Origin of the sequence: Citrobacter sp. Cf072, from assembly GCF_030334485.1 — a bacterium.
Classification (GTDB): domain Bacteria; phylum Pseudomonadota; class Gammaproteobacteria; order Enterobacterales; family Enterobacteriaceae; genus Citrobacter; species Citrobacter freundii.
Genome location: NZ_JAOWDX010000043.1, coordinates 72,884 through 98,966, shown reverse-complemented (window position 1 = coordinate 98,966; position 26,083 = coordinate 72,884). Strand labels below are relative to the sequence as shown.

Sequence of the window (26,083 nt, the reverse complement as noted above, 5' to 3'; positions counted from 1 at the left end):
TGGCGCTACGCTTATCCGGCCTACAAAAGAGCGTAATGTAGGCCGGGCAAGCGCAGCCCCCCCGGCATTTTCATGAAGGCTTAGTAGCCCATGTTTTTCTTCTTCTCTAACTCTTCTTTCGCCGTATCCGGCAGATAGAGGATCGACTTGGTAATGGTCAGCTTCTCAGGCATCGTGCCGTCTTTTTTGAATTTCTCCAGCGCGTCGAATGCCGGCCCCGCCATATTCGGCGTCAGTTCGACACTGGCGTTGGCTTCACCGTCAATCATCGCTTTGTAGATATCCGGTACGCCGTCGATAGAACCGGTGAGAATATCTTTGCCGGGTTTCAGACCCGCTTCTTTGATCGCCTGGATAGCACCGATCACCATGTCATCGTTGTGGGCGTAAACCATGCAGATGTTCTTGCCGTTGTTTTCTGCTTTGATAAAGCTCTCCATCACTTCTTTCCCTTTACTGCGGGTGAAGTCACCGGACTGAGAGCGGATAATTTTGATGTTTGGCGCACTGGCGATGGCTTCAGCAAAGCCTTTTTTACGATCGATCGCCACGCTGGCCCCGACGGTCCCTTGCAGCTCAACGACGTTACACGGCTTGCCGTCCACTTGTTTAATCAGCCAGTCGCCAATCAATTTGCCTTCCAGCACGTTGTCGGCGGTGACGGTGGTCATATAGAGAGATTTGTCTTTTACATCGATGGAACGATCAAGCAAAAAGACCGGAATGTCGGCATCTTTCGCTTCTTTTAAAACCGGCTCCCAACCTGTTGCCACGACCGGCGCAATAAAGATGGCGTCGACGCCCTGCGCAACAAATGAGCGAACTGCTTTAATCTGGTTTTCCTGCTTTTGTTGGCCATCAGCGATTTTCAGCGTAATTCCCCGCTTTTCGGCCTCGCTTTTCGCGACGTTGGTTTCTGCTGCGCGCCAGCCCGATTCAGAGCCAACCTGCGAAAATCCTACGGTTAAAGGGGCTGCCATTGCCATAGACGACATGGCTGCCGAAACTGCTGTGACTAAAAGTAAGCGCTTCCACATAAGTGCGTCCTCGTAGGGTGATTATTGTTGGTTAATTAACCGTTGCGAAAAAACTATAGACAATTGAGCATGTAACGGATTGCGTTACATCACACTTCAAAAAAGTAAATAAAACGTTAATCACAACTTTGTAATCGCTTTCATCACGCTATGAAAAATGCGGCTGAAGATATGGATTTTTCTGTCACGAGAGAGAGGCGAAGAGAAGAAAATGCACGCAGAGAAAGCGAAAACAAGCGGAGACATTCCGCGCGAGTTGGCTATAATACCCGCCACTTGTTTGCCATAGCTTATTTAAAGGAAACAGACATGAGCTTACTCAACGTCCCTGCCGGTAAAGACCTGCCGGAAGATATCTACGTTGTTATCGAGATCCCTGCTAACGCAGATCCGATCAAATACGAAGTTGACAAAGAGAGCGGCGCCCTGTTCGTTGACCGCTTCATGTCCACCGCGATGTTCTATCCGTGCAACTACGGTTACATCAACCACACCCTGTCTCTGGACGGTGACCCGGTAGACGTTCTGGTCCCGACTCCGTACCCGCTGGAGCCAGGTTCAGTGATCCGTTGCCGCCCGGTTGGCGTACTGAAAATGACCGACGAATCCGGTGAAGATGCGAAACTGGTTGCGGTACCGCACACCAAGCTGAGCAAAGAATACGATCACATCAAAGATGTGACCGACCTGCCGGAACTGCTGAAAGCGCAGATCACCCACTTCTTCGAGCACTACAAAGACCTCGAAGCTGGCAAATGGGTAAAAGTTGACGGTTGGGACAACGCTGAAGCTGCTAAAGCTGAAATCGTTGCTTCCTTCGAGCGCGCGAAGAAGTAATTCTTACTTTTGATGCTTAGCCCCGCATGTCGGGGCTTTTTTGTGCCCTGATACAAGTGCAACAGGCACATAAAACAACGCCACCCGAAGGTGGCGTGTTCACATCAGTACTGGTCTCTGTCTAACCAGTTACCGCTTTCAATCAGCGTTAAGCCATCAACCGGACGTTGGTACACGTACATCCATGCACTTCCGTACGGCGTTTGAATTAACTGGCGTGCGTATTCACCGCCGCGGGTACGCAGAGCGTCAAGCTCTGCCAGCGTGGCGTTATCAATACGATAAACTTCCCCGTGTACTGTTCCATTCCCCGGAACGGCGCCTGGATAGTGGCCCAGGCTGTACAACTGGTAGTTATCGATACTGAAATTTCCCAGCAACAGGGCATTGGTCATCCAGTGGCTGTTGCCTTGTTTGGTTCGTAAACTGCCGTAGACAAATATTCGCATTGCTAAAACTCGAACTGATAGAGCAAATCAAGTGCCTGATCTACGCCAGACACTGCTTCCAGATATAGCTTAGGCATCAGACGATAACGTAGCGTGAGTGTCGCTAAGGAGTCAAATATACCCACACCATATTTCACCTGCAGACCTGGCAGTACGTATCCGCTGACAACCACCTGAGATGAGTCGCCCACCCCTTGCGTGTCCAGTGCCAGATTGCTTACGCCAAATGTCTCCCCGATTTTACCCACAACCTGACCACTTTGTGCAACCCCCAGACCAATAAGCATTGAGGTCATCGCTGCGCTATCGCTCTGCTCGCTATCCAGCCCTTGTCCGCGTAGCAGGTAGGAAAGCGCCATTTGCTGCGACATTGCCGGGTCAGAGAAGATCTCCGCCTTCGGTTCATCGGCGGTACCAGTGACGCGAACGCCAGCGATCACGTCGTCTTCGGTGGCATCAGGGTTACGAATCGCTTCGATGTTAAGCAACGGCTGATCCGGCGGACCGGAGAACAACAGCTCGCCCTTACGCACAATCAGATCCTGACCATAGGCATGGAAGCGACCGCTCGGAATATTAATTTGTCCGTTCAGCCCCAGCCCCTGCTTATCCTGCACCACTTTCAGATCGCCCGTCAGACGCGCTTTCAGACCAAAGGCGTCAAGACGCACGTTGTTACCGACGTGGATGTTCAGGTTGCTGTTGATCGGAATGCCGGCAGTCTGCGGTTTCTCGGGCTGCAGATTGTTGTTAAGCATGACCATATCGCTGGAAACCCCAACCGCGCTTTCCGGCAGGTCATGTACCACGATACGCGCCCACGGCACATCTACGTTGCCATCCAGGGTAAACAGGCTCGGCGTGGCTTCAAAGACCACGTCCGGCGAGACATCCAGGCGAACCATCGGCGGCACGGTAATACGTACCCTGCTGCCTTTAGCCGCGACGCGCGCCCGCCAGTTGTCTATCTGACTCCAGTCGGCATCGCCGCTCAGGTTAATTTCTCCCTGCTGCGTACGCACCACACCCGCCAGCGTTGAGCGTGTTCCTGTGAAGTTAACGGCTAACTGGCTTGGCTGCATGTCAAACGGCATAAAGTTACCGTCTATATCCAGACCGCTCAGTTGCAGCTGTCCGAGCAACTGCGGGCTTTGCACATCGCCGCCCAGCCGCAGGTTGGCGTTGATCATCCCTGCCGCTTTTTCACCGCGCGAGAAGATGGGGTTCACCATCGCCAGATTGAAGTTGCGAATATTGACGTTACCGCCCAGATTACGGCGCCCTTGCGGGTCTGTTACCTGCACCTGTCCGTCAAACTGTCCGTTGTTGGTCAGACGAATCAGCCAGCCCAGCTCGGCACGGTTATTGTGCAGGTCGGCGGTGAGATTCAACGTTTCAAACGCCACGGGGAGCGGTGCATCATTCACGCTTTGCGTGACCTTCACGTTACGTCCGCTCAGGGTGACCTGCCCCTGTGGCAGACCCTCTTTGGTGGTGTCCCAACTCACATCGGCTTTACCGGTGAACACACCGCTGGCCTGGGTTGTCTCCGGCATAAACGGTTTTAGCATCGCCAGGTCGAAGCGGTTTAGATTCACCACCGCGCGCCCTTCCGCACCCGCATCAATCGTCTGTGGTACGCACAGCTCCGCATTCGGGTTGTTCCAGCAGTGCGGTCCGATACTAATTTTTTGTTCCTGATTACGGTAATCCAGCGCGATAGCCCGGTTGAGCGACCACGGACCAACCGGCGTCTGGAAGCGGGTATTGCTTAACTCTCCTTTCCAGCGCTGTTCTTTGCGATCAAAGCTCCCGGCAAGATCCAGTTGCCCGGAAACCGGTTCCCCCTGAATGCGCAACTGCAGCTCGTGCTGCTTTTCACTGCCTTTGGCGTTGAGCGTCACCAGGCCAATATTCACGTCAGGTTGTACAATCCGCTCTACGCGAACATTAAGATTACCGGCGATTTGCTCGGCCGATTTAACATCCCCTTCAACACGTACCTGAGCAACGGAAAGTTCCTGCCAGCGCAGACCACGGGCGGTAATATCCGCCAGCAGCTGTGGTGCTTCAACCGTACCGCGAACTTTTACCAGCCCTTTCGCCGTACCGCCCAGCCCCGGCAGCGCGTTATCCAGGCTTGGGGCATCAATCGTCGCGTCGAGGTTGAGGTCTTTAACCCCCAGTTCACCTTTTACGTCCGCACTGTTGCGTCCCAGTTCCAGATGCAGGCCCGGGATCGTCCACTGCAGGTAGCTGTTCCCCTTCAGCGAACCGTTCACATTGACCTTATTCTGCTTCACGTTGCCGGTCAGCTTCAGCTCGGGAACCTCCATCTGCCAGCTTCCGCCGTACAAACTGCCGCGAGTTTTCACCAGGCCATTCAGTTTTGACGGCCAGTCCGGGATCGCTTTTGCGGTGTTGATACCATCCAGCGTTAGCTCCCCGCGCCAGCTGATCGCCTGCTGCCAGTCCACCAGCGCTTTCAGCTCGGTTTTCCCTTCCAGTGCCGCAACGCTGAGTTTGTCGAGATTGATCTGCTGTTCGTTGCCTTTGGCGTCCAGCGTGATGGTAGCCGGTGGAATATCCTGACCTTTCACGGCGGTACGCATCGACAGCGTATAGTCGGTCATCTTACCGGTCAGTTTGAGTTTAATGTCATCGGCCTGGAACTGTTTCTCACCGGTAAACGGCCAGTAAACCTGCTTACTCACCACCTCAATGTTGAGCGGTAATCCGGCTTCAGCCAGACGCGTCTGTGCACGCAGGTCCATATCCACCGGACCAGACAGATTGACGCCGACTTCCAGCTGCTCGCGCAGCGCGCCGCCGACCTTCAGCTTCACCTTTTCGCCTTTTAACGGGTCAATGTTTAGCGTACTGTTTAACGTAATATCAACCGGCCACGTGTTGGTCAGTTGCGCTGTGCCGCTGGCTTTTACCGTTCCCTGATTCGAGTCGATGTCCAGCGCGTCGAGCTTCATGTTGCCGTCAATGCTGCTCACTTTTAGCAGCATGCTATGGACCGTTAAATCCGTATCTCCGGTCACGCGCAGTTGCTCGCCGCGAAACTCTTCAATATTGAGATTGAGCGGCAGATGGACATCGGTCATTTCCGGCAGCACCGGCTTTGAGAACAGATCTTTTAGCGTTTCGCCGAGCGGCTTTTCATCCGGCTGTGGGTTTTGAATCTTCGGTTCGACAACCTCTTCCTGCGCCACTTCCGCCACTTTGGGCAGAGCAATCAGCAGCCCCTGTAATGACGTTGGCTTCAACGTCAGCGTTTTTTCCTGCCAGTTCAGGCCAGAGGTAAAATCCAGCACCGAAACCGTGGTGTCATCGATTTTGATATTGATGTTGTTCAGCGCCACGCGCGAAAGCGTGATGGGGTAAGGCGTGGAAAGATTAAGCGGACCGCTCTCTTCTTCCTCAACCGGCGCGGATGGCGGCATCTTTTTGCTGTCGATCGCCACATTGATATTTTTCAGCGACAGATCGTTGACGCACAGACTGCTGTTCCACAGGCAGTTAAGCCCCACGGCCAGGTGTACTTCGCCAGCATTCACCGCCACGCCAGGCTGGTCATAACGAATATTTTTCAGTGATAAATCCCGCCAGCCACCGGTGACCTGACCAATCTCCAGCCCCGGAACCCAACGATTAGCGGCTTTGAAGATCAGATGCAGGCCCGAGGTGGTACCGACGAGGAACGCCACCGTGCCTAACAACAGCAGGATAAAAATCAGCACACCGAGGCTTATCTTCTTCCATAAACTCATAATTCAGGCCCCAGACCGATGTAAAACTGTAAACCATGTTCATCTTTGTCGCCGACCGGGACGGCAAAGTCGAGCTTGATAGGGCCCACTGGTGATTGCCAGCGTACGCCGACCCCGGCACCGGTTTTGAAATCGCTTCGGCGAATATCGCTGACCGCTTCACCGCTATCGACAAACATCGCGCCCCACCATTTACCGGTCACGTTGTACTGGTATTCCAGCGAGCCAGTTGCCAGCTTGGAGGCCCCTTTCAGCTTGCCGTCGCTACCTTCCGGCGAAATAGATTTGTATTTATAGCCGCGAATACTGCGATCGCCCCCGGCGAAGAAACGCAGGTCCGGCGGTACTTTGTCGAAGTCTCCGGTTTCAATCCAGCCGAGATTACCGCGCATCACAAAACGATGGCGATCGTACAGCGTGCGGATCCAGACGTTTTGCGCCTGGAAAACGGAGAAATCAACATCTGACCCCCAGGCGGTGTTGGAGTAATCAATAGAATAACGCTGAGAGTCGCCCCAGACAGGCATCAAGCCGCCGCGTGAACGCGTCCGGCTGATCATCACGCCCGGATAGAGCAGCATAGTGGTGTTGGTGACGTTACCCTGGGTAAAGTGGTCGAGGCTCCAGCGCAGGTTAATCGCGCGCTGCCAGCCGCTGGAGAGGTCCCAGTAGCGGGAAACCGCAAGCGTTGTGGAATCCTGCTCGGTATCGTTTAAATCGGTTCGCTTAAAGCCGCCCTGTACCAGGTAATACTGTTCCAGCGGGTTCTTTAACAGCGGCATTTTATAGCTGAAATCAAGCACCTGCTCTGGCGCCGAGATACTGGCGCTGGTTGTCAGGCTGTGGCCGTAGGAGTTCATCCACGGCTTTTTCCACGAGGTCTTCACCCGTGGTCCAACATCAGTTGAATAACCGACCCCGGTTTCGATGGTGTTTTCGGTGCGCGGTGAGACCACGCCTTTCAGCGGCAGCACTTTGGTTTTGCGGGCTTTATCAAACTCCGGCGCGACGACCACGGAGTTAAACCATCCGGTCGCCGACAGACGACGGTTCAGTTCGCCCAGATCTTTCGACTCGTACTCTTCACCTTCTTTAAAGGGCACCAGATTTTGCAGATACTCATCGCGAATTTGCGAGCCTTCAAAGGTGACATGCCCAAAGCGATAGCGTTCGCCGCTGTTGTAATCGATATCCCAGAACGCCTGGCGACGCTCAAGCGCTATTCCAAGCTGGCTTTTATTAAATTCACTGTCGAAATAACCTTTGCGCAGCGCCACGCTGGTGAGTGACTTTTTGAAGTTGTCATAGTCCCCCTGATTCAGCACGGTGCCGATTGCCGGGCGCGTTTTCAACAGATCCAGATAATCTTTATCCGTACGCGCGCCACCACGCAAAATCACCTCGGTGCCACCAATCAGCACCGGCTCGCCGGGGGTCACTTTGGCGATCAGCACCTGGCGGCCTTTCGCCGGCGGTGGACGTAGTTCAAAATCAATGGTCGGCTCAAAGTAGCCCAGCGCTTTTAGCCCTTCGCGGATGGCATCATCAACGCGCGCACGAAAGCGTCGGTCTGGAGTGACTTCATCACTTTGAATCGTGGACAGCTGCGCACGGACGTTTTTCTCCAGCGGTCCTGATAATCCTTCGACCTGTAAGCGAACATTCGCGGCGGCGGCGGAGCCACTTAAGCACAGTAATCCCACCCAACATAACTGACGGATATGTGGCACATTTTCTCCTGAATATCCTTTTTTCCCACCCCTGGAAAAAAATACTATGCCGTTCCTCGGCTTAACAAAAAATCAACAATAAGAGTTGAAAAACAGACGGCAACCCAAATATTTCTTATGTTTAACTCTAGACGTATTCACGCCGTTTATTGTGGGCAAAGACGCGTCTCGTTACAACCTTAACCCAAATGACTGATTTCGGGAGAACGGCCATGAGTTTATTTGATAGAAAGCATCTTGTTACTCAAGCAGATGCGCTACCTGGACGCAACACCCCGATGCCAGTGGCAACGCTGCATGCGGTTAACCAACATTCGATGACCAACGTGCCTGACGGTATGGAGACCGCTTATTTCGCCATGGGATGTTTCTGGGGCGTTGAGCGTTTATTCTGGTCATTACCCGGTGTATACAGCACGGCAGCCGGATACACCGGCGGCTACACCCCAAACCCAACCTATCGGGAAGTGTGTTCTGGCGACACTGGACATGCCGAAGCGGTACGCATCGTCTATGACCCGCATGTTATCAGCTACGAACAACTGCTGCAGGTGTTCTGGGAAAATCACGATCCGGCGCAGGGCATGCGTCAGGGGAACGACCAGGGTACGCAGTATCGCTCCGCCATTTACCCGTTAACGCCGGAACAAACCGCCGCCGCACAGGCCAGCCTTGAGCGTTTTCAGGCAGCAATGACCGCCGCAGGCGACGAGCGCACTATTACCACAGAAATCACTACGGCAACGCCTTTCTACTATGCCGAGGACGATCACCAGCAATATCTGCATAAAAATCCTTATGGATATTGTGGCATTGGCGGAATTGGCGTTTGCCTGCCGCCAGAGCGTTAATCCGCGATTAACGCGCTACCGTCACCCGCGCGGCATGGCGCGTTGCGTGGGTAACGGTACCTCGATCCGTCACCTTTCCTTTCAGCAACAGGTTAAAAACCGGCGCAGAGGGGCGATTAAGACGGTTCTGCAGCAAATGCACCGCTTCCACGCCCAACGCCCGACAAGGAATCGTTATACTGGTCACCGCAGCAACGATATGCGCGTCCAGTTCCTGAACATCCGTCGTCATCAGCGACAACTCACCGGGTATCTCCACGCCAATCTTTTCCAGCACCCGCCGGATGCCCGTCGACATTGACGCCCCGGCGCAGAAAATAACTTCCGGCCACGCTTCACGCGGTGTCTCATTTAGCCAGTTGCCTATCGCCCGCTCTGATTCGTCCTCAGAAAAGCCCTCCGTTACCAGCAGATCGCGCCCGGTATCAAACGGTATTTGATACTGTCGGTAGACCTCCTTGATGCCCTCCAGACGCCAGTACATCGTTTCCCGACGCAGGCTGGTGACATGGAGAATACGCCGGTGCCCCTGATCAAAAAGATATTGCACAGCACGGTTGCCAATCGCCCGATGATCGGGGGATACCGCATCCAGCAACCCTTCCTTGTCCTGCGAATTAATCAACACGCAGGGTTTATCCAACAGTTGCGCCAGTTTATGCACGGTCGGGTCATCAATGCCGATAAGAATAATCGCATTAATATTCTTATTGTTGGCCTTTTCCTGAAAGACCTTGATGTCCGCACGTTGCTCATCCAGTCCGCAGTAACTCAGATAGACATCATGCGGCGCTATCGCCTCGGCAATGCCGCGTGTCACTTCGAGGTAAAATGCATCGCCACGGGCGGTAAAGGTGCGCAACGGGGCGAAAACAGCAATGCCGTTGATCAACAACCGCCCGCTGGACAACGAGTCCAGAACCCCCAGCCTGCGCGCGCAACTGACAATCGCCTCACGTGCTTTATCGCTGGTGTATGACTTTCCGCTAAGCACCCTCGACACCGTACTCACCGAGTAGCCCGTCAGAGCAGCAATTTCATCCATTTTTAGCTTGCCAGACATTCTGTGACCTCACTCGCAATCAATCTTTGCAATTTTTTGCAAACGCAGTTCATTGACTCTAAAACACTTTTTCAATGACTGGACCAACTTCTTTTTCATCCTGCAACCGTTCTCACAAAATCACATTGTCGATATTCCAGGCGTTTCTTATGTTCCGCATATCCCTTATTTCTGACGAAAAAGGCACGACATGAAAAAAATACGCTTTGGCATTATTGGGGTTGGCAACATTGGTACCGTCCACGCACGCTACCTGCTGGCCGGAACGGTACAAGAAGCAGTGCTCGCCGCAGTGTGCGATAACAATCCGGATAAACATCCGGCGATCCGCCGGCTGGTCGGCGAAGAGGTGAGATTGTTCAGCGATGCGCGAGAGATGCTGGTAAGTGGGCTGATCGATGCCGTCATCGTCGCCACGCCGCATTATGACCATCCGGGTTTATCGATGATGGCCATGCGTCTTGGTATTCATACGCTATGTGAGAAGCCTGCAGGGGTCTACACCGCGCAGGTACAAGAGATGAACGCCTGCGCGCGTGAATGCGATGTGGTGTTCAGCATGATGTACAACCAGCGCCCCAATCCGCTGTATCAGAAAGTCAAAGATCTGATCGACAGCGGTGAACTCGGCGAGCTGCGTCGATCTAACTGGATCATTACCAACTGGTATCGTTCGCAAAGCTATTACAACTCCGGCGGCTGGCGCGCGACCTGGAAAGGTGAAGGCGGCGGCGTGCTGCTGAATCAGGATCCGCACCAACTCGATTTATGGCAATGGCTGGTCGGCATGCCGGTACGCTTGCGCGCTTTTTGCCAGTTTGGCAAGCATCGTCAGATTGAGGTCGAAGATGACGTCACGGCCTACGCAGAATACGCCAACGGCGCAACCGGGGTGTTCATAACCACCGTAGCCGAAACGCCTGGCACCAACCGCCTCGAAATTGTCGGCAGCAGGGGAAAAGTGGTGGTAGAAGAAGGTCGCCTGCGCTTCTGGCGACTGCGTGAATCCGAAACCGAGTTCAACGCCCGCTGGCAAAACGGTTTTGGTGAGCCGGAATGCTGGGAGGTCACCATCCCTACCGAACCGGAATGCAGCGAGCACTATGTCATTACCCGCAATTTTACCGCCGCGATCCTGCACGACGAGCCGCTGATCGCCCCTGGCCTTGAAGGCATTCGCGGCCTGACGCTTTCCAATGCGATGCACCTCTCTACCTGGACAGATGACTGGGTAGAGCTGCCGCTTGACGAGCAACGCTACTTCCAGCTGTTACAGGAACGTATCGCCTCTTCAGTGGAAAAAAATACGGCCAGCCGCACGCTGGACGCTTCCGGTAGCTGGTAACGCGCAGGAGAAAATCATGCTGAACATTGCGATTGTCGGTACCGGGAATATCTCCCACAACCACATTCAGGGCTATTTACAGTTCGCGGATCGTTGTCGGATTGTTGCGCTGGTCGATATCTACCCGGAGAAAGCAGAGGAGAAGAAATCACGCTATGGCCTGAGCGAAGCGCAAGTCTTCCACAGCCATCAGGCGATGCTGAACGCGGGTATTGAGGTCGATGTGGTCGATGTCTGCACGCCGCCGTACGTACACGCAGGCATCAGCATTGATGCGCTGCACGCCGGAAAACATGTGTTGTGCGAAAAGCCGATGGCCGCCTCGCTCGAAGAGTGCGATGCGATGATCGCCGCGCAAAAGGCCAGCGGGAAAATCTTATCGGTCATCGCCCAAAACCGCTTTACCGATGCCTTCTGGCGTTTGAAAACCGTGGTTGATTCCGGGCTGGCGGGCAAGATTTGCCATGCGCAGGTGGATTCGTTCTGGTGGCGCGGACACTGCTATTACGATTTGTGGTGGCGCGGCACGTGGCAGAAGGAAGGCGGCGGCTGCACGCTGAATCACGCGGTGCACCACATCGACGCCATTCAGTGGATGCTCGGCTTCCCAACGGAAGTGGTGGCGATGATGACCAACGTCGCCCACGACAACGCCGAAGTCGAAGATCTTAGCGCGGCTATTTTCAAATACCCACACGGGGCGCTGACGCAACTGACCGCCTCGGTGGTGCATCACGGTGAAGACCAGAAAATTGTTATTCAGGGCGAAAAAGCGCGAATTTCTGCGCCGTGGCAAGTCCATGCCAGCCAGTCGGCGGACAACGGCTTTCCGCAAACGGAAAATAACGGTGAGCTGGAACAAGGTCTGGACGCGCTTTTTCACGCTACGCCAGCGCTGCAATGGACGCTGCATACCGGGCAAATCGACAACCTGCTTAGCGCCATCGAACGACAAACCCGTCCGCTGGTCGATGGCGAACAGGGCAAACGCTCGCTGGAGCTGATCACCGCTATCTATAAATCCGCCATCACCCGCACGGTGGTGACGCTGCCCATCCACCACGGCGATGCGTTTTATCGCACCGGCGGCCTGATTGAAATCGCCCCGCATTTCTATGAGAAATCCGCCTCCGTGAGCAATTTTGCGGAAGTGGGCGCCATCCCTCTGGGTAAAGACTTAGATTCAGGAGTTAAATCATGAACAAGCAAGACGGAATGAACTACGCCCCTACCGGGAAGCCTCAGCCGGTCGTGAAGCCTGGCGAGTTTGTCATTGCCGCCGCCACGCTCGACCACGGCCATATCTACGGCATGTGCAACGGGTTGATTGAGGCAGGCGCCACGCTGAAATGGGTTTACGATCCCGATCCGCACAAAATAGATCAATTTTTGCAGCAGTATCCGCAGGCGCAGGTGGCAGATTCGCTCGAAACCATCCTCAACGATCGTGAGGTACAACTGGTTGCCGGGGCGGCTATTCCGTCTGAACGCTGCCCGCTGGGGCTAAAGGTAATGGCGGCAGGGAAAGACTACTTCACCGACAAGGCTCCGTTAACCACCCTTGCACAACTGGAAGACGCCAAAGCGATGGTGGCGAAAACCGGACGCAAATACGCAGTCTATTACAGCGAGCGTCTGCACGTTGAAAGCGCTGTCTTTGCTGGTCAGCTCATTCAGCAAGGGGCGATTGGTCGCGTGATGCAAACCCTGGGCACAGGGCCGCACCGTGAAGGCAATGGGCGCCCGGACTGGTTTTATGACAAACGCTACTTTGGCGGCATCCTGTGCGACATCGGTAGCCATCAAATCGAACAATTCCTGTTTTATACCGGCAACCACGAGGCACACGTCGTCGCCAGCCAGGTACGTAACGTCAATCATCCGCAGTTCTCGCAGTTTGAAGACTTTGGCGATGCCATGCTGGCGGGCGACAACGGCGCAACGGGTTATTTCCGCTGCGACTGGTTCACGCCGCAGGGGCTCAGTAGCTGGGGGGATGGACGCCTGACGTTGCTGGGTACCGAAGGTTACATTGAGATCCGCAAGTATGTGGATATCACCCGAGGCGAACAGGACGTGGTGTATCTGGTGAATAAAGAAGGAGAGTTTCGTTTCCCGGTCGCAGGAAAAGTCGGTTTCCCGTTCTTCGGTGAATTCATTCTCGATTGTCTGAATCGCACGGAAAACGCCATGACTCAGGCCCACGCCTTTAAAGCCGCAGAGCTATGCGTGAAAGCGCAAATGCTGGCGAATGCCCGCACATAACCGGAGGTGACATGACAACACTCAATGCCGCCATCATCGGCGCGGGGGCGATTCACCGCAGCCACGTTAACGCCCTCCGGCTTTTGCCGGGGGTCACGCTGCGCGCGCTGGTCGATATTGATAGCGCCAACGGTTTGCAACAGGCCATGGCGTATAACTGCCGCTTTTACCAGAATTACCGTGAAATGCTGCTGGATAATGACATCGACGTCGTCCATATCTGTACACCTCATTTCGAGCACAAAAACATGATTACCGCCGCGCTTGCCGCCGGGAAACATGTGTTTTGTGAAAAGCCGGTGGGGTTGAATTGCACAGAAGTCGCAGACATCGCTAACGCAGCAGCGTCCGCCCAGGGCTTGCTGGGCGTGTGTTATCAAAACCGGCTTAATCCAACCAGTTTACGTATCCGCGACGAACTGGCGAAAAATACGCTGGGTAGAATGTTGAGTATTAAAGCGGTTTTGACCTGGTCACGCTCTAAAGCGTATTACAGCGAAAGCCCGTGGCGTGGGCGTTTTGCCAGCGAAGGCGGCAGTTTACTGATCAACCAGGCCATTCACACTCTCGATCTGATGCAGTGGTTCGCCGGCGGTGTAACGCGTTTGAAAGGCGTGGTGGACAGCGGCGAGCTGGCAGACGTTACCGAAGCCGAAGACTGCGCGATGGCGACCCTGCACTTTACCAACGGTGCCCGCGGTCTGTTTTATGCCAGCAACTGCAATACCCTCGATTCACCGCTGCTGCTGGAGATCCATTGCGAACACGGCATGCTGCAGCTCACGGATAACACCCTGTGGCGCGTTACAACGGATCGGCGCCTGAAGCTGGATTGCGACGGTTCACCGGACGGCCACAGTAAAAGTTACTGGGGCCTGGGCCACCAGCAGGCCATTCGTCAGTTTTATCATGCTATTACTCATGGAGGTCAAACAGAATATATCAATATTAATGATGCCCGCAAATCACTGGCGATGGTCGATGCTATTTATCATTCGTCTAAAACCCGACAATGGATAACCATTAATAATTAAAAATTAACCTGGCACTACAGAATTAATAAACATCAGCCGGATAATACCGGAGTACAAATACCCTACATACTGGAAAATATTATGGTCAAACCAACTGAACGCAGAGTCAGTTATGGTGTAGCGATCGGCTATGGCATTACTGATTTATTTGGCGGCGGTGCTTTCGCCATTATCGGAACCTGGCTTTTATTTTTTTATACCACCTACTGCGGTTTAAGCGTACTGGAAGCAGGCTCAATATTTGCTATTGCCCGCGTGATTGATGCGGTACTCAGCCCAATTATGGGTTACATCACTGATAACTTTGGCAACACGTGGCTGGGTCGACGATTTGGCCGCCGTCGCTTCTTTTTATTACTCAGTTCTCCTTTAATGTTTCTCTATGCTCTACTGTGGCTGACCGACATGGGTTACTGGTATTACCTGGGAACCTATCTGTCAATTGAGCTACTGTCAGCGATGGTGCTGGTGCCGTGGGAAACCCTCGCCGCAGAGATGACCAATCGCTACGAAGAACGCAGTCGCCTCTCCGGCGTGCGCATGATCTGCTCGCAGTTGGGCGGATTCCTTGCCGTCTCGGTACCCGGTATCCTGATGCAGTTCACCGGCAAAGATAATCCCTTTACCTATACGCTAACCGGACTGATTTTTTCCGTCGTGTTCTGTCTTGCCGTGTTTATAACCTGGCGCTGTACATGGGAAGCCAAAGACGTTCAGGAAGAGACATTTCAGGCTGACTTACAACGAAATAGCGGGCTACTGAATCACCTTAAATATTTAATACTTGATCTGTTTTCGTCATTCCGTATCCGGGCATTTCGCTTGCATATCATTATTTATATTTTCTCATTTACCGCCATGGATGTATTCGGTTCGGTTTTCACCTATTACGTGGTGTATTGTTTAAGCCAAGATGCCGCCTCCGTTTCGGGCTGGTTAAGTATTGCCGCCTTTGCTTCAGTATTTGGCACCTATGGATTTATGCTACTACTGAACAAACTCAATATCACCCCGTCAGCGGCACTACGTCTTTCTTACACCTGTATATTTAGTGTATTACTCTTTTTATTTATTATTTATTACACTGAAACCCAGGTATCCAACATTCTGTTCTCGGCGGTATTTATTCTACTCGGTATGGCGCGTTCCGGCCTTTACTATATCCCATGGAATATCTACAGCTTTATTCCTGATATCGACGAAATGGTTACCCAACAGCGCCGTGAAGGGATTTTTGCAGGCGTTATGGTACTCACCCGCAAAAGTACCGTGGCAATCGCTATTTTGCTTATCGGCATGGTGCTGGAAGAGTCTGGCTTTATAAAAGGCAGCGGCGCACAGCCGGAAAGCGCGCTCCACGCTATTATCGGATTGATGATCTTTGCTACCGCGGCGCTGCTGGCGGTGAGTTTCTACGCGACCTACAAATTCAAACTCACCCGCGAAACCCACAAAGTTCTGCTTAAAGAGATCGCTCGCCGCAAGCTGGGTGGCAACTATCGCGACTGCGATGAAGAAACTCGGGTGGTGATCAAGCAACTTACTGGCTACGAGTACGATGAAGTTTGGGGTGGCAGCGCCACGCAGCGTGCGACGGGACGCGTCAGTCTCTCAGATGCAGAATAAGGAGCGCATCATGTATAACCCATGGAACAAAGCACGGGCGCAAAGCTGGTATCAACAGCAACCCTGGGGCTGCGGATTTAACTACTTGCCGCGCACCGCGGTTAACTGGCTCGAAATGTGGCAGGCAGAGAGTTTCGATAGCAGTACTATCGATCAGGAACTCGGCTGGGCCAGCCAGTATGGCTATAACCAGCTGCGAACAAATTTACCGTTTACCGTCTGGCAGTATGACCGTGACGGGCTTCTCGAGCGCATAAATCTCTTCCTGAGCATTGCCCATAGCCACCGTATAAAAGTGATGTTGACGCTGCTCGACGACTGCGCTTTTTCCGGTGATGAGCCCGTTATCGGTCAGCAAAAACCGCCGGTTCCCGGCATTCACAACAGCCAGGCGGCGGGTAGCCCTGGGCGCGCCTGCGTGCTGGATCGACGCTGTTGGCCGCACATTGAAGCCTACGTCAGAGATATCATCCGTTACTTTCGCCATGACTCGCGCATCAGCGTCTGGGATTTATATAATGAGCCAGGCAACGGCGGGATTTTTTGTCATACTGGCGAATTTGCCCGCTATGATGACAGGCTGGAAATCTACGCCTTAACCCTGATGACCCATCTGTTTAGCTGGGCCCGACAGGAGTCACCCTCTCAACCGTTGACCGTAGCAGCCTGGCATATTGACGATCGCGCGGCGTGCGGGAATGCGTTTACGCATCCTGTTGATATAGCGGCGCTGCGGCTTTCCGATGTGATTAGCTACCATGCCTATGTCGACACCCCTGGCCAGCTGTCTCTTCTGTCACAGCTGGCCGAATTTGGCAGGCCGCTCTTTTGTACCGAGTGGCTGGCACGCCATGTCGATAGCCGAATAGAAGAACAGCTGCCGCTATTTCGCGCCCAGCGCGTTTCCAGCTTTCACTGGGGGCTGGTACAGGGGAAAACGCAAACCTGGTTACCGTGGCCGGATATCCCGCGGAACGAGACGACGGCGCAGCTATGGTTCCACGATGTGCTGAAGTCGGATGGTTCGCCTTATAGCGAAAAAGAGATGCAGATGGTGCGCAGGCTTAACGCCGCAGGATAAGGCCAAAAAAGCTCCTCTGGCGACTTTACAGTACCTTACGCTATACTAGCTTCTGAAATTACCGGTCCACTCCCTTCGGACCGGTTTTCATTGAATATTCCATTGGATTTATACTCTATGGATTTCGAGTTGCAGGCAGGCGGCAAACTCGTGAATCCCCAGGAGCATAGATAACTATGTGACTGGGGTGAATGAGTGCAGCTAACGCACCTGCAGCTTGAAAGACGACGAGTATCAACTTCTCCCTTCCGAGGATCTGACCTGAACGGTCGGATAAGATATGTTAAACAGTATTTTAGTCATTCTCTGCCTGATCGCCGTGAGTGCGTTTTTCTCGATATCTGAGATCTCGCTTGCTGCATCACGCAAAATAAAACTTAAACTGCTTGCCGATGAAGGCAACGTAAACGCACAACGTGTTTTGAAGATGCAGGAAAACCCCGGCATGTTTTTTACCGTCGTGCAAATTGGCCTTAACGCGGTCGCCATTCTCGGCGGTATCGTCGGTGATGCAGCATTCTCCCCGGCGTTTTACAGCCTTTTCTCGAAGTACTTCGCTCCAGAGCTGTCCGAACAGTTAAGCTTTATTCTGTCATTCTCGCTGGTTACTGGCCTGTTCATCCTGTTCGCGGATTTAACCCCGAAACGCATCGGTATGATTGCGCCAGAAGCTGTGGCTTTGCGTATCATCAACCCGATGCGCTTCTGCCTGCTGGTCTTCCGCCCGCTGGTGTGGTTCTTTAACGGTCTGGCAAACAACATTTTCCGTCTGTTTAAGATCCCAATGGTGCGAAAAGATGACATCACCTCAGACGACATTTACGCCGTGGTCGAAGCCGGTGCGCTGGCGGGTGTTCTGCGCAAACAGGAGCATGAGCTGATTGAAAATGTGTTCGAACTGGAATCGCGTACCGTCCCGTCTTCAATGACCTCGCGCGAGAATATTATCTGGTTCGATCTCCATGAAGATGAGCAAAGCCTGAAGAACAAGGTGGCGGAACATCCGCACTCCAAATTCCTGGTGTGTAACGAAGATATCGACCACATCATTGGTTATGTCGATTCAAAGGATCTCCTCAACCGCGTACTGGCGAACCAAAGCATGGCGCTGAACAGCGGCGTACAGATCCGCAATACGCTGATCGTCCCGGACACGCTGACGCTCTCTGAAGCACTGGAAAGCTTCAAAACCGCAGGCGAAGACTTTGCCGTCATCATGAACGAGTACGCGCTGGTGGTAGGGATTATCACGCTCAACGACGTGATGACCACGCTGATGGGTGATTTAGTTGGCCAGGGTCTGGAAGAGCAGATTGTGGCGCGTGATGAGAACTCATGGTTGGTTGATGGCGGTACGCCGATTGATGACGTTATGCGCGTGCTGGATATCGACGAGTTCCCGCAGTCCGGCAACTATGAAACCATCGGCGGCTTTATGATGTTCATGCTGCGTAAAATCCCGAAACGCACCGACTCGGTGAAGTATTCTGGCTACAAATTTGAAGTGGTGGATATCGATAACTACAAGATCGATCAGCTGCTGGTGACGCGTCTGGACAGCAAACCTACTGTTCTGGTACCAAAACTGCCAGATGCAAAAGAAGAGGCAAAGGCGTCGTAACGCCTTACAGAAACATCAACGGCTCCTGTCCAGGAGCCGTTTTTTTAACTACTGCATAGCACTTGATCAAGCCATCTCAGTTTGCAGACGCAAGACCTGACGGTTAACTTCGGACATCACGGAAAAATGCAGCTTGTCCTTCACTTTTGGGATAAGAATCTTACCCTTATCAAATTCAAAAGCGCCTACATCCTTGATATATAACCGTCCACGAAACAGGATCTTCACGTACTTCGCCACCTGCAGCGGGTTGTATCGTTGGAAAATTTTCATTGTTGTCTCCTGCTGAGCATTACGCCTTTGCGGTACCACAATCGGTCCGACAATCCTCAGGCGCAAATTTTAATGCCCTATGACTATAGACTATCTCGTTGATGTTTCCAGCGTGTATAAGTTTATTTACCTTCAGGTTACAATTATTCAGAATTATCTTTTCAACGCTTCGCTGTCTTCAGTATAAGCCTTCATTTTTCGCAGGATTTGTGCGCCCGTCCGCAAACTGGCATCGCGCTTGCGGGAAAAAGCATCAATCGCACATATGATTAAATTCCAGACCCAAGTGGTCGGATCACCTGCAAAATAAAAGAAAGAAGGAAAACCTATGACCTTACGAAAACTGTTGGCAATGTCGTTTCTGCTGCTGCCGATGATTGCCTCCGCACATAAGTTTGAGACTGACCAACGCGTACCACCGGTGGGGATCGCCGATCGCGGCGAACTGATTCTCGATAACGATAAGTTTAGCTACAAAAGCTGGAATAGCGCGCAGTTGCCTGGGAAAGTGCGAATTGTGCAACACATTGCCGGACGCACCTCAGCCAAAGAGAAAAATGCGACACTGATCGAGGCAATCAAAGCCGCCAACCTGCCGCACGACAAATACCAGACCACCACTATCGTCAACACTGATGACGCCATTCCCGGCTCCGGTATGTTTGTGCGCAGCAGTCTGGAGAGCAATAAGAAGCTCTACCCGTGGTCGCAATTCATTGTCGACAGCAATGGCATTGCGCGTAAAGCCTGGCAACTGGATGAAGAGAGCTCCGCTATCGTCGTACTCGACAAGGACGGACGCGTGCAGTGGGCAAAAGATGGCGCATTAACGCAGGAAGAGGTGCAGCAGGTGATTGCCCTGCTGCACAAATTGCTCAGTAAATAGAAACGCGGAAGCCGGGGTTGAGGAACGATTCACGTGGGGTGTAATCCAGAGGTTTCCCCTGCCAGTCGTGAACGTGCGCTCCGGCTGCGGCGGCAACAGCGTGGCCCGCGGCGGTGTCCCATACGTTAGTGGGCCCAAAACGCGGGTACAGCTGTGCGTGCCCTTCCGCCACCAGGCAGAACTTCAACGATGAGCCAATCGACGTGGTCTGGTGCTCGCCCAACTGTTGCAGATACTCTTTTAACTCATTATCGGCATGCGAGCGGCTAATGACCACCAGCGGCGGACGCGCGTCACGAACCTGAATTTGTTTACGTACGCCGCACTCTTCTTTCCACGCTTTACCTTCTGCTGCGCTGTACATCACTTTCATTACCGGCGCGTAAACCACGCCCAGAACCGGCTTTCCCTTTTCGATCAGCGCAATATTGACCGTAAATTCACCGTTACGCTTAATGAACTCTTTGGTCCCGTCCAGCGGGTCCACCAGCCAATAGCGCTGCCAGTGCTGGCGGACATCCCAGCCAGGAGGCGCTTCTTCAGACAGGACGGGAATATCCGGCGTCAGCGCCAGTAATCCCTCGAGGATAACCTTGTGCGCGGCGATATCCGCCGCCGTGACCGGAGAATCATCCTGCTTGCTGGTAATCTCCATCGGTTTGATTCCATCGTAGACCTGCATAATGGCATCGCCCGCGTTCCGTGCAAGCTGGCATACATGTTCTAGCATTCTCCACCTCGTTTCTGTCAGTGGTGTTAACTCGTTGTTTTACTTATACCCGATCGTCAGGGGATCCGCCAACTGTGATAGCGTCTGCGGTTTTAAACGCTATATTCATGTCATGATTCACAGTTCTGTAAGCAAGAAGATTTATATACATTTTCTTTTGTGGCTTAGATCTTAAAAGGATGCCCCTGATGATTAAGTTTAGTGCAACGCTTCTGGCAACGCTGATTGCAGCCAGCGTCAATGCCGCGACCGTCGATCTGCGTATAATGGAAACCACTGATTTGCATAGCAATATGATGGATTTCGATTATTACAAAGATACACCGACTGAAAAATTCGGTCTGGTACGTACGGCAAGTCTTATCAACGCTGCGCGTGGAGAAGTCAAAAACAGCGTGCTGGTTGATAATGGCGATCTGATTCAGGGCAGCCCGCTCGGGGATTACATGGCGGCCAAAGGGCTGAAAGCGGGCGAAACTCACCCAGTATATAAAGCGCTGAATACCCTGGATTACGCGGTGGGTAACCTCGGCAACCATGAATTCAACTACGGTCTTGAGTATCTGCACAACGCGCTGGCAGGGGCGAAGTTCCCTTACGTTAACGCCAATATCATCGACGTTAAGACCAAAAAGCCGCTATTTACGCCTTATCTGATCAAAGACACTGAGGTTGTCGACAAAGAAGGGAAAAAGCAGACGCTGAAGATTGGCTATATCGGTTTTGTGCCACCGCAGATTATGACCTGGGATAAAGCCAACCTCAGCGGTAAAGTGACGGTGAACGACATTACGGAAACTGCACGCAATTACGTTCCCGAAATGCGAGAAAAAGGAGCCGATGTCGTGGTGGTAGTTGCTCACTCCGGGCTTTCTGCCGACCCGTATCAAACCATGGCGGAAAACTCCGTTTATTACCTCAGTGAAGTCCCAGGCGTGGATGCCATTATGTTTGGCCACGCTCACGCCGTTTTCCCTGGTAAAGACTTTGCCAACATCAAAGGTGCAGATATCGCAAAAGGTACGCTGAATGGGGTTCCGGCGGTGATGCCGGGTATGTGGGGCGATCATCTGGGGGTGGTGGATTTAGTGCTGAATAACGACAGCGGTAAATGGCAGGTCACCCAGGCGAAAGCCGAAGCACGTCCGATTTATGACGCGGCAGCGAAAAAATCACTGGCCGTTGAAGATAAGAAAATCGTTGAGATCCTGAAAGCCGATCACGACGCCACGCGTGAGTTTGTCAGCAAACCGATCGGTAAATCCGCCGACAATATGTACAGCTATCTGGCGCTGGTACAGGATGACCCGACCGTACAGGTGGTGAACAACGCGCAGAAAGCCTATGTGGAACACTTTATTCAGGGCGATCCGGATCTGGCAAAACTACCGGTACTTTCCGCCGCCGCGCCGTTTAAGGTCGGTGGACGCAAGAACGATCCGGCAAGCTTTGTCGAAGTCGAAAAAGGCCAGTTAACCTTCCGTAACGCCGCTGATTTGTATCTCTATCCCAACACTCTGGTGGTGGTGAAAGCCAGCGGTAAAGAGGTGAAAGAGTGGCTGGAATGTTCCGCCGGGCAGTTCAATCAGATTGATATCCACAGCAGCAAACCACAGTCGTTGATTAACTGGGACGGCTTCCGTACCTATAATTTCGACGTGATTGACGGCGTAAATTACCAGATTGATGTATCGCAACCCGCCCGCTACGACGGGGAATGTCAGACCATTAATCCGAAAGCGGAACGTATTAAAAATCTGACCTTTAACGGCAAACCAATCGATCCGAATGCTACCTTCCTCGTCGCGACCAACAACTACCGCGCCTACGGCGGTAAGTTTGCCGGAACCGGCGACAGCCACATCGCGTTTGCTTCTCCGGATGAAAACCGCTCGGTGCTGGCCGCGTGGATTGGTGCACAGACGAAGCGTGCCGGTGAAATTCATCCGGCGGCAGATAACAACTGGCGTCTGGCGCCAATTCACAGCGATACGCCACTGGATATTCGCTTTGAAACATCACCGTCTGATAAAGCCGCGGCGTTTATTAAAGAGAAAGGCCAGTATCCGCTGAAAAAAGTCGCGACCGATGACATCGGTTTCGCCATTTACCAGCTGGATTTAAGTAAGTAATTTTCGTGCCGGATAAGGCGTTAGCCGCCATCCGGCAATACTTTACGCCGCCCGCTCTTCCCGCTGCGCTAAAACCTGCGGCAAATTCACTTCTATCCAGTCCGCCAGCGCGGCGACTTTATCGCTCACCTGCTCACCCAACTGCGTCAAACTATATTCCACGTGCGGCGGTACCACCGGATATGACACCCGATTGATAAACCCGTCCTGCTCCAGCGCCTGCAGAGATTGCGCCAGCATCTTTTCACTGACCCCGCCCATCTTACGGCGCAAATCGCTGAAACGGTGCGTACCGTCGCGCAGCGCCACCAGAATCAATACACCCCAGCGGCTGGTGACGTGTTTTAACACCTCGCGGGAGGGACATTGTTCGGCAAACAAGTTGCCATCGCGTAACTGCTGGGAGAGCGTCGAAGCTGTCATTTTCATACTAACCTTTTTGTACGTACTTACTAAAAGTAAGTTTAGGTGTTAACGTGATTAAACACAAGACCAATACCAAGGAGTCACCCCATGATCGCGATTACCGGCGCCACCGGCCAACTGGGCCAACACGTTATTGAATCTCTGCTGAAAACCGTTCCTGCCAGCCAGATTGTGGCAATCGTGCGTAATCCCGCTAAAGCGACGGCGCTTAGTCAGCAGGGCATTACCATTCGTCAGGCGGATTACAGCGATGAAGCCGCCTTTACAACTGCCTTACAGGGTATCGACAAGCTACTGCTGATCTCCTCCAGCGAAGTGGGACAACGTGCCCCGCAGCATCGCAACGTGATTAACGCAGCGAAAGCCGCTCACGTGAAATTTATCGCCTACACCAGCCTGCTGCACGCCGACACCTCTCCGCTGGGGCTGGCTGATGAGCATGTGGCAACCGAGCAGATGCTGGCTGAATCCGGTATCGCCTACGCGCTACTGCGTAACGGCTGGTACACCGAAAACTATCTCGCCAGCGCACCGGCTGCTCTGGAACATGGCGTGTTTATCGGGGCTGCAGGTGAAGGCAAAATTGCCTCAGCGACCCGCGCCGACTATGCCGCTGCCGCCGCGCGCGTCATCAGTGAAGACGGTCACGCCGGTAAAACCTATGAGCTGGCGGGCGACGCAGGCTGGACCCTGAGTCAGTTGGCTGCCGAGCTGGCAAAACAGAGTGGTAAAAAAGTGGTGTATCAGAACCTGAGCGAAGCTGATTTTGCCGCCGCGCTAAAAGGTGTAGGTCTGCCTGCCGGACTGGCGGACATGCTGGCTGACTCAGACACTGGCGCCTCCAAAGGCGGTCTGTTCGACGACAGCCATACGCTGAGCAAACTGATTGGTCGCCCGACCACCTCGCTGGCTGACAGCGTCAAAGGCATCGTGTAAGTGTTAAAAATTAGTTAATTGTGGTGGCATCCCCACGCATCCTCTCTGATAATGACAGGATGATGCGTGGGGAGAGAAAACGTGCAAGGTGTACCTGAGCAGTTTATTGATGAGAAAGACAGCGCCCGCTTTCGCCATCTGGCGCAGGTGCCGGGCGTAGAGCTGTATCATGCGCACATCTCACGTTACGCCTTTGAGCCGCACACACATGAAGCATTCGGCATTGGCGCGATAGAAGCCGGAGCCGAACGTTTTCGTTATCGCGGCACGCAGTACGTGGCCCCCGCCCATTCCGTCGTAACCATGAATCCCGATGAGCTGCACACCGGCGAGGCCGAAACCGCCGATGGCTGGCGCTATCGGATGATTTATCTTGAGCCCGATCTTCTGGAAGAGGTCACTGGGATCCGCCACTGGTGGTTTCATGACGTAACGCGTCACGATCCGCTGCGCTCGCGCCAGATCTGCTCGCTGATCCACGGCCTGTGGAACACGGAAGATCCGTTGGCGCAAAAAGGACTATTGCTCGATCTGATCGACACGTTCCAGCCGCTGGCCCGCCATGCACCGGTATTGCCGGAGGGGGCGCATCGCTTTGAACGAGTACGCGAGTATCTGCACGATAATTATATGCATCCGGTCACGCTCGACGAGCTGGCGCAGGTTGCATCGCTGAGTCCCTGGCATTTTCAGCGCCAGTTTAAATCTCATTTCCACGTCACGCCGCACCAGATGTTGATGGCGATCCGCCTGTGGCGAGCCAAAGGTTTTCTCACTTGCGGTATGCCCGCCGCAGAGGTCGCCGCCGCAACCGGCCTCACCGACCAGTCGCATCTCACCCGCGCGTTTACCCATCGCTACGGCATTACGCCAGTGCGATATCAGAAACAAGTCGTCCGGCGTTGATCAGCAATCTCATACAATACGGCGGCATTTTTCCTGCCTACACTCGACGTATTGTTAAGCGATGTGGATATCAAAAATGATTAGCGGTGTGTTGTATGCCCTGCTGGCCGGGCTGATGTGGGGATTAATTTTTGTTGGACCGCTGATCGTACCGGAATACCCGGCGGTATTGCAGTCGATGGGGCGCTATCTGGCGCTGGGGCTGATCGCATTGCCGATTGCCTGGCTGGGACGTGTGCGCCTGCGTCAACTCGGGCGGAAAGACTGGGTAACTGCGCTGACGCTAACAATGATGGGAAATCTGATTTATTACGTTTGCCTGGCAAGCGCTATCCAGCGCACCGGCGCACCGGTCTCCACGATGATTATTGGTACATTGCCGGTGGTGATCCCGGTCTTCGCTAACCTGCTCTACAGCCAGCGTGACGGCAAATTATCATGGTGGCGTTTGTCGCCTGCGCTGGTGTTGATTGGTATAGGCCTGCTGTGCGTGAATATCTCGGAGCTGAATCAGGGACTCCCTGACTTTAGCGGCTGGCGATATGGCTCTGGCATCGCACTGGCGCTGATTTCGGTGGTGTGTTGGGCGTGGTATGCGCTGCGTAATGCCCGCTGGCTGCGCGAGAATCCGGAAAAGCACCCGATGATGTGGGCGACGGCTCAGGCTCTGGTAACGCTGCCTGTTTCTCTGCTCGGCTATATTGCCGCCTGCCTGTGGTTGAACGGGCAAACGCCGGACTTCGCTTTGCCCTTCGGTCCGCGTCCAGCCGTGTTTATCGGCCTGATGATAGCCATTGCGGTATTGTGTTCTTGGGTTGGCGCACTGTGCTGGAACGTCGCCAGCCAGAAGCTGCCGACGGTGATCCTCGGCCCGTTGATTGTCTTCGAAACGCTGGCTGGTTTGCTGTACACCTTTATACTGCGCCAGGAATTTCCGCCGCTGCTGACGGTAAGCGGTATTACGCTGCTGATGGTTGGGGTAGTGATAGCCGTCAGAGCCAAGCCACAGAAACCGAGCGTCATGGTGGTTTCACAATCATAATGTGCCGGATGGTGCTCCGCTTATCCGGCCTACT

At 53.4% G+C, this 26,083-nt stretch carries 22 protein-coding genes; 14 read left to right on the top strand and 8 right to left on the bottom strand.

Annotated features, from left to right (window positions below; all coding sequences use genetic code 11):
• Window positions 1-80 precede the first annotated feature (80 nt).
• On the bottom strand, window positions 81-1,037 hold the full coding sequence (gene ytfQ, locus OGX66_RS08500) for a galactofuranose ABC transporter substrate-binding protein YtfQ (protein WP_003025728.1): 957 nt from the start codon (window positions 1,035-1,037) through the stop codon (window positions 81-83).
• Window positions 1,038-1,346: 309 nt separating this feature from the next.
• Between ytfQ and ppa the strand changes: the two genes are divergently transcribed.
• Window positions 1,347-1,874, top strand: a complete 528-nt coding sequence (ppa, locus tag OGX66_RS08495; RefSeq protein WP_003025726.1) for an inorganic diphosphatase — start codon at window positions 1,347-1,349, stop codon at window positions 1,872-1,874.
• A 104-nt stretch (window positions 1,875-1,978) separates the two neighbouring features.
• Here the strand turns inward: ppa and OGX66_RS08490 are convergent, their stop codons facing one another.
• From OGX66_RS08490 to tamA, 3 genes are read right to left on the bottom strand one after another with little or no spacing between them, the layout of a single operon-like run.
• Window positions 1,979-2,323, bottom strand: a complete 345-nt coding sequence (locus OGX66_RS08490) for a gamma-glutamylcyclotransferase family protein (RefSeq protein WP_003025723.1) — start codon at window positions 2,321-2,323, stop codon at window positions 1,979-1,981.
• Between the two features lie 2 nt (window positions 2,324-2,325).
• Window positions 2,326-6,102, bottom strand: a complete 3,777-nt coding sequence (gene tamB / locus OGX66_RS08485) for an autotransporter assembly complex protein TamB (RefSeq protein ID WP_044699164.1) — start codon at window positions 6,100-6,102, stop codon at window positions 2,326-2,328.
• On the bottom strand, window positions 6,099-7,832 hold the full coding sequence (tamA, locus tag OGX66_RS08480; protein ID WP_003025718.1) for an autotransporter assembly complex protein TamA: 1,734 nt from the start codon (window positions 7,830-7,832) through the stop codon (window positions 6,099-6,101). The genes tamB and tamA overlap by 4 nt, the downstream gene beginning before the upstream one ends.
• Window positions 7,833-8,044: 212 nt before the next feature.
• On the opposite strand from tamA, the gene msrA reads away from it, so the two are divergent.
• The gene (msrA, locus tag OGX66_RS08475; protein ID WP_016149464.1) at window positions 8,045-8,683 is read left to right on the top strand and encodes a peptide-methionine (S)-S-oxide reductase MsrA; all 639 of its coding nucleotides are present in this window, start codon (window positions 8,045-8,047) and stop codon (window positions 8,681-8,683) included.
• 7 nt (window positions 8,684-8,690) lie between these two features.
• On the opposite strand, the gene OGX66_RS08470 is transcribed toward msrA, so the two are convergent.
• Window positions 8,691-9,746, bottom strand: coding sequence for a LacI family DNA-binding transcriptional regulator (locus tag OGX66_RS08470; RefSeq protein ID WP_088902799.1), 1,056 nt, complete (start codon window positions 9,744-9,746; stop codon window positions 8,691-8,693).
• A gap of 190 nt (window positions 9,747-9,936) precedes the next feature.
• On the opposite strand from OGX66_RS08470, the gene OGX66_RS08465 reads away from it, so the two are divergent.
• The 7 genes from OGX66_RS08465 (at window position 9,937) to paeA (ending at window position 18,718) form a co-directional block, all read left to right on the top strand.
• Complete coding sequence (locus tag OGX66_RS08465) at window positions 9,937-11,091, top strand: Gfo/Idh/MocA family protein (protein ID WP_088902800.1); 1,155 nt, start codon at window positions 9,937-9,939, stop codon at window positions 11,089-11,091.
• A 16-nt stretch (window positions 11,092-11,107) separates the two neighbouring features.
• A complete protein-coding gene (locus OGX66_RS08460) occupies window positions 11,108-12,292 on the top strand; it encodes a Gfo/Idh/MocA family protein (protein ID WP_088902801.1) in 1,185 nt (394 codons plus the stop codon).
• The gene (locus OGX66_RS08455; protein WP_044713112.1) at window positions 12,289-13,356 is read left to right on the top strand and encodes a Gfo/Idh/MocA family protein; all 1,068 of its coding nucleotides are present in this window, start codon (window positions 12,289-12,291) and stop codon (window positions 13,354-13,356) included. Before OGX66_RS08460 ends, OGX66_RS08455 begins: the two co-directional genes overlap by 4 nt.
• Before the next feature lie 11 nt (window positions 13,357-13,367).
• On the top strand, window positions 13,368-14,390 hold the full coding sequence (locus tag OGX66_RS08450; RefSeq protein ID WP_003839535.1) for a Gfo/Idh/MocA family protein: 1,023 nt from the start codon (window positions 13,368-13,370) through the stop codon (window positions 14,388-14,390).
• Window positions 14,391-14,471: 81 nt separating this feature from the next.
• Window positions 14,472-16,016 (top strand): MFS transporter, encoded by a 1,545-nt coding sequence (locus tag OGX66_RS08445; RefSeq protein ID WP_003839533.1) that lies wholly within the window; start codon window positions 14,472-14,474, stop codon window positions 16,014-16,016.
• A 10-nt stretch (window positions 16,017-16,026) separates the two neighbouring features.
• Window positions 16,027-17,097 (top strand): glycoside hydrolase 5 family protein, encoded by a 1,071-nt coding sequence (locus tag OGX66_RS08440; RefSeq protein ID WP_044713116.1) that lies wholly within the window; start codon window positions 16,027-16,029, stop codon window positions 17,095-17,097.
• Between the two features lie 280 nt (window positions 17,098-17,377).
• On the top strand, window positions 17,378-18,718 hold the full coding sequence (paeA, locus tag OGX66_RS08435) for a polyamine export protein PaeA (RefSeq protein WP_003025713.1): 1,341 nt from the start codon (window positions 17,378-17,380) through the stop codon (window positions 18,716-18,718).
• A 66-nt stretch (window positions 18,719-18,784) separates the two neighbouring features.
• Here the strand turns inward: paeA and OGX66_RS08430 are convergent, their stop codons facing one another.
• Window positions 18,785-18,991, bottom strand: a complete 207-nt coding sequence (locus OGX66_RS08430; RefSeq protein WP_003025710.1) for a DUF1107 domain-containing protein — start codon at window positions 18,989-18,991, stop codon at window positions 18,785-18,787.
• 328 nt (window positions 18,992-19,319) lie between these two features.
• On the opposite strand from OGX66_RS08430, the gene OGX66_RS08425 reads away from it, so the two are divergent.
• Window positions 19,320-19,877 (top strand): YtfJ family protein, encoded by a 558-nt coding sequence (locus OGX66_RS08425; protein ID WP_106902706.1) that lies wholly within the window; start codon window positions 19,320-19,322, stop codon window positions 19,875-19,877.
• On the opposite strand, the gene cysQ is transcribed toward OGX66_RS08425, so the two are convergent.
• On the bottom strand, window positions 19,867-20,607 hold the full coding sequence (gene cysQ / locus OGX66_RS08420) for a 3'(2'),5'-bisphosphate nucleotidase CysQ (RefSeq protein WP_003025705.1): 741 nt from the start codon (window positions 20,605-20,607) through the stop codon (window positions 19,867-19,869). The genes OGX66_RS08425 and cysQ overlap by 11 nt on opposite strands.
• A gap of 188 nt (window positions 20,608-20,795) precedes the next feature.
• On the opposite strand from cysQ, the gene cpdB reads away from it, so the two are divergent.
• Window positions 20,796-22,739, top strand: coding sequence for a 2',3'-cyclic-nucleotide 2'-phosphodiesterase (cpdB, locus tag OGX66_RS08415; protein ID WP_192468482.1), 1,944 nt, complete (start codon window positions 20,796-20,798; stop codon window positions 22,737-22,739).
• Window positions 22,740-22,781: 42 nt separating this feature from the next.
• On the opposite strand, the gene OGX66_RS08410 is transcribed toward cpdB, so the two are convergent.
• Window positions 22,782-23,162: a winged helix-turn-helix transcriptional regulator gene (locus tag OGX66_RS08410; protein ID WP_270927896.1), complete on the bottom strand. Its 381-nt coding sequence runs from the start codon at window positions 23,160-23,162 to the stop codon at window positions 22,782-22,784.
• Window positions 23,163-23,252: 90 nt separating this feature from the next.
• Between OGX66_RS08410 and OGX66_RS08405 the strand changes: the two genes are divergently transcribed.
• The 3 genes from OGX66_RS08405 to OGX66_RS08395 all read left to right on the top strand — a co-directional run bounded on the left by OGX66_RS08405 (window position 23,253) and on the right by OGX66_RS08395 (window position 26,049).
• Entirely contained in the window at window positions 23,253-24,101 is an 849-nt protein-coding gene (locus tag OGX66_RS08405; protein WP_270924623.1) for an SDR family oxidoreductase, read from the top strand.
• Window positions 24,102-24,182: 81 nt separating this feature from the next.
• The gene (locus tag OGX66_RS08400) at window positions 24,183-25,007 is read left to right on the top strand and encodes an AraC family transcriptional regulator (RefSeq protein ID WP_016149455.1); all 825 of its coding nucleotides are present in this window, start codon (window positions 24,183-24,185) and stop codon (window positions 25,005-25,007) included.
• 76 nt (window positions 25,008-25,083) lie between these two features.
• Complete coding sequence (locus OGX66_RS08395; protein WP_106107785.1) at window positions 25,084-26,049, top strand: DMT family transporter; 966 nt, start codon at window positions 25,084-25,086, stop codon at window positions 26,047-26,049.
• Window positions 26,050-26,083 lie beyond the last annotated feature (34 nt).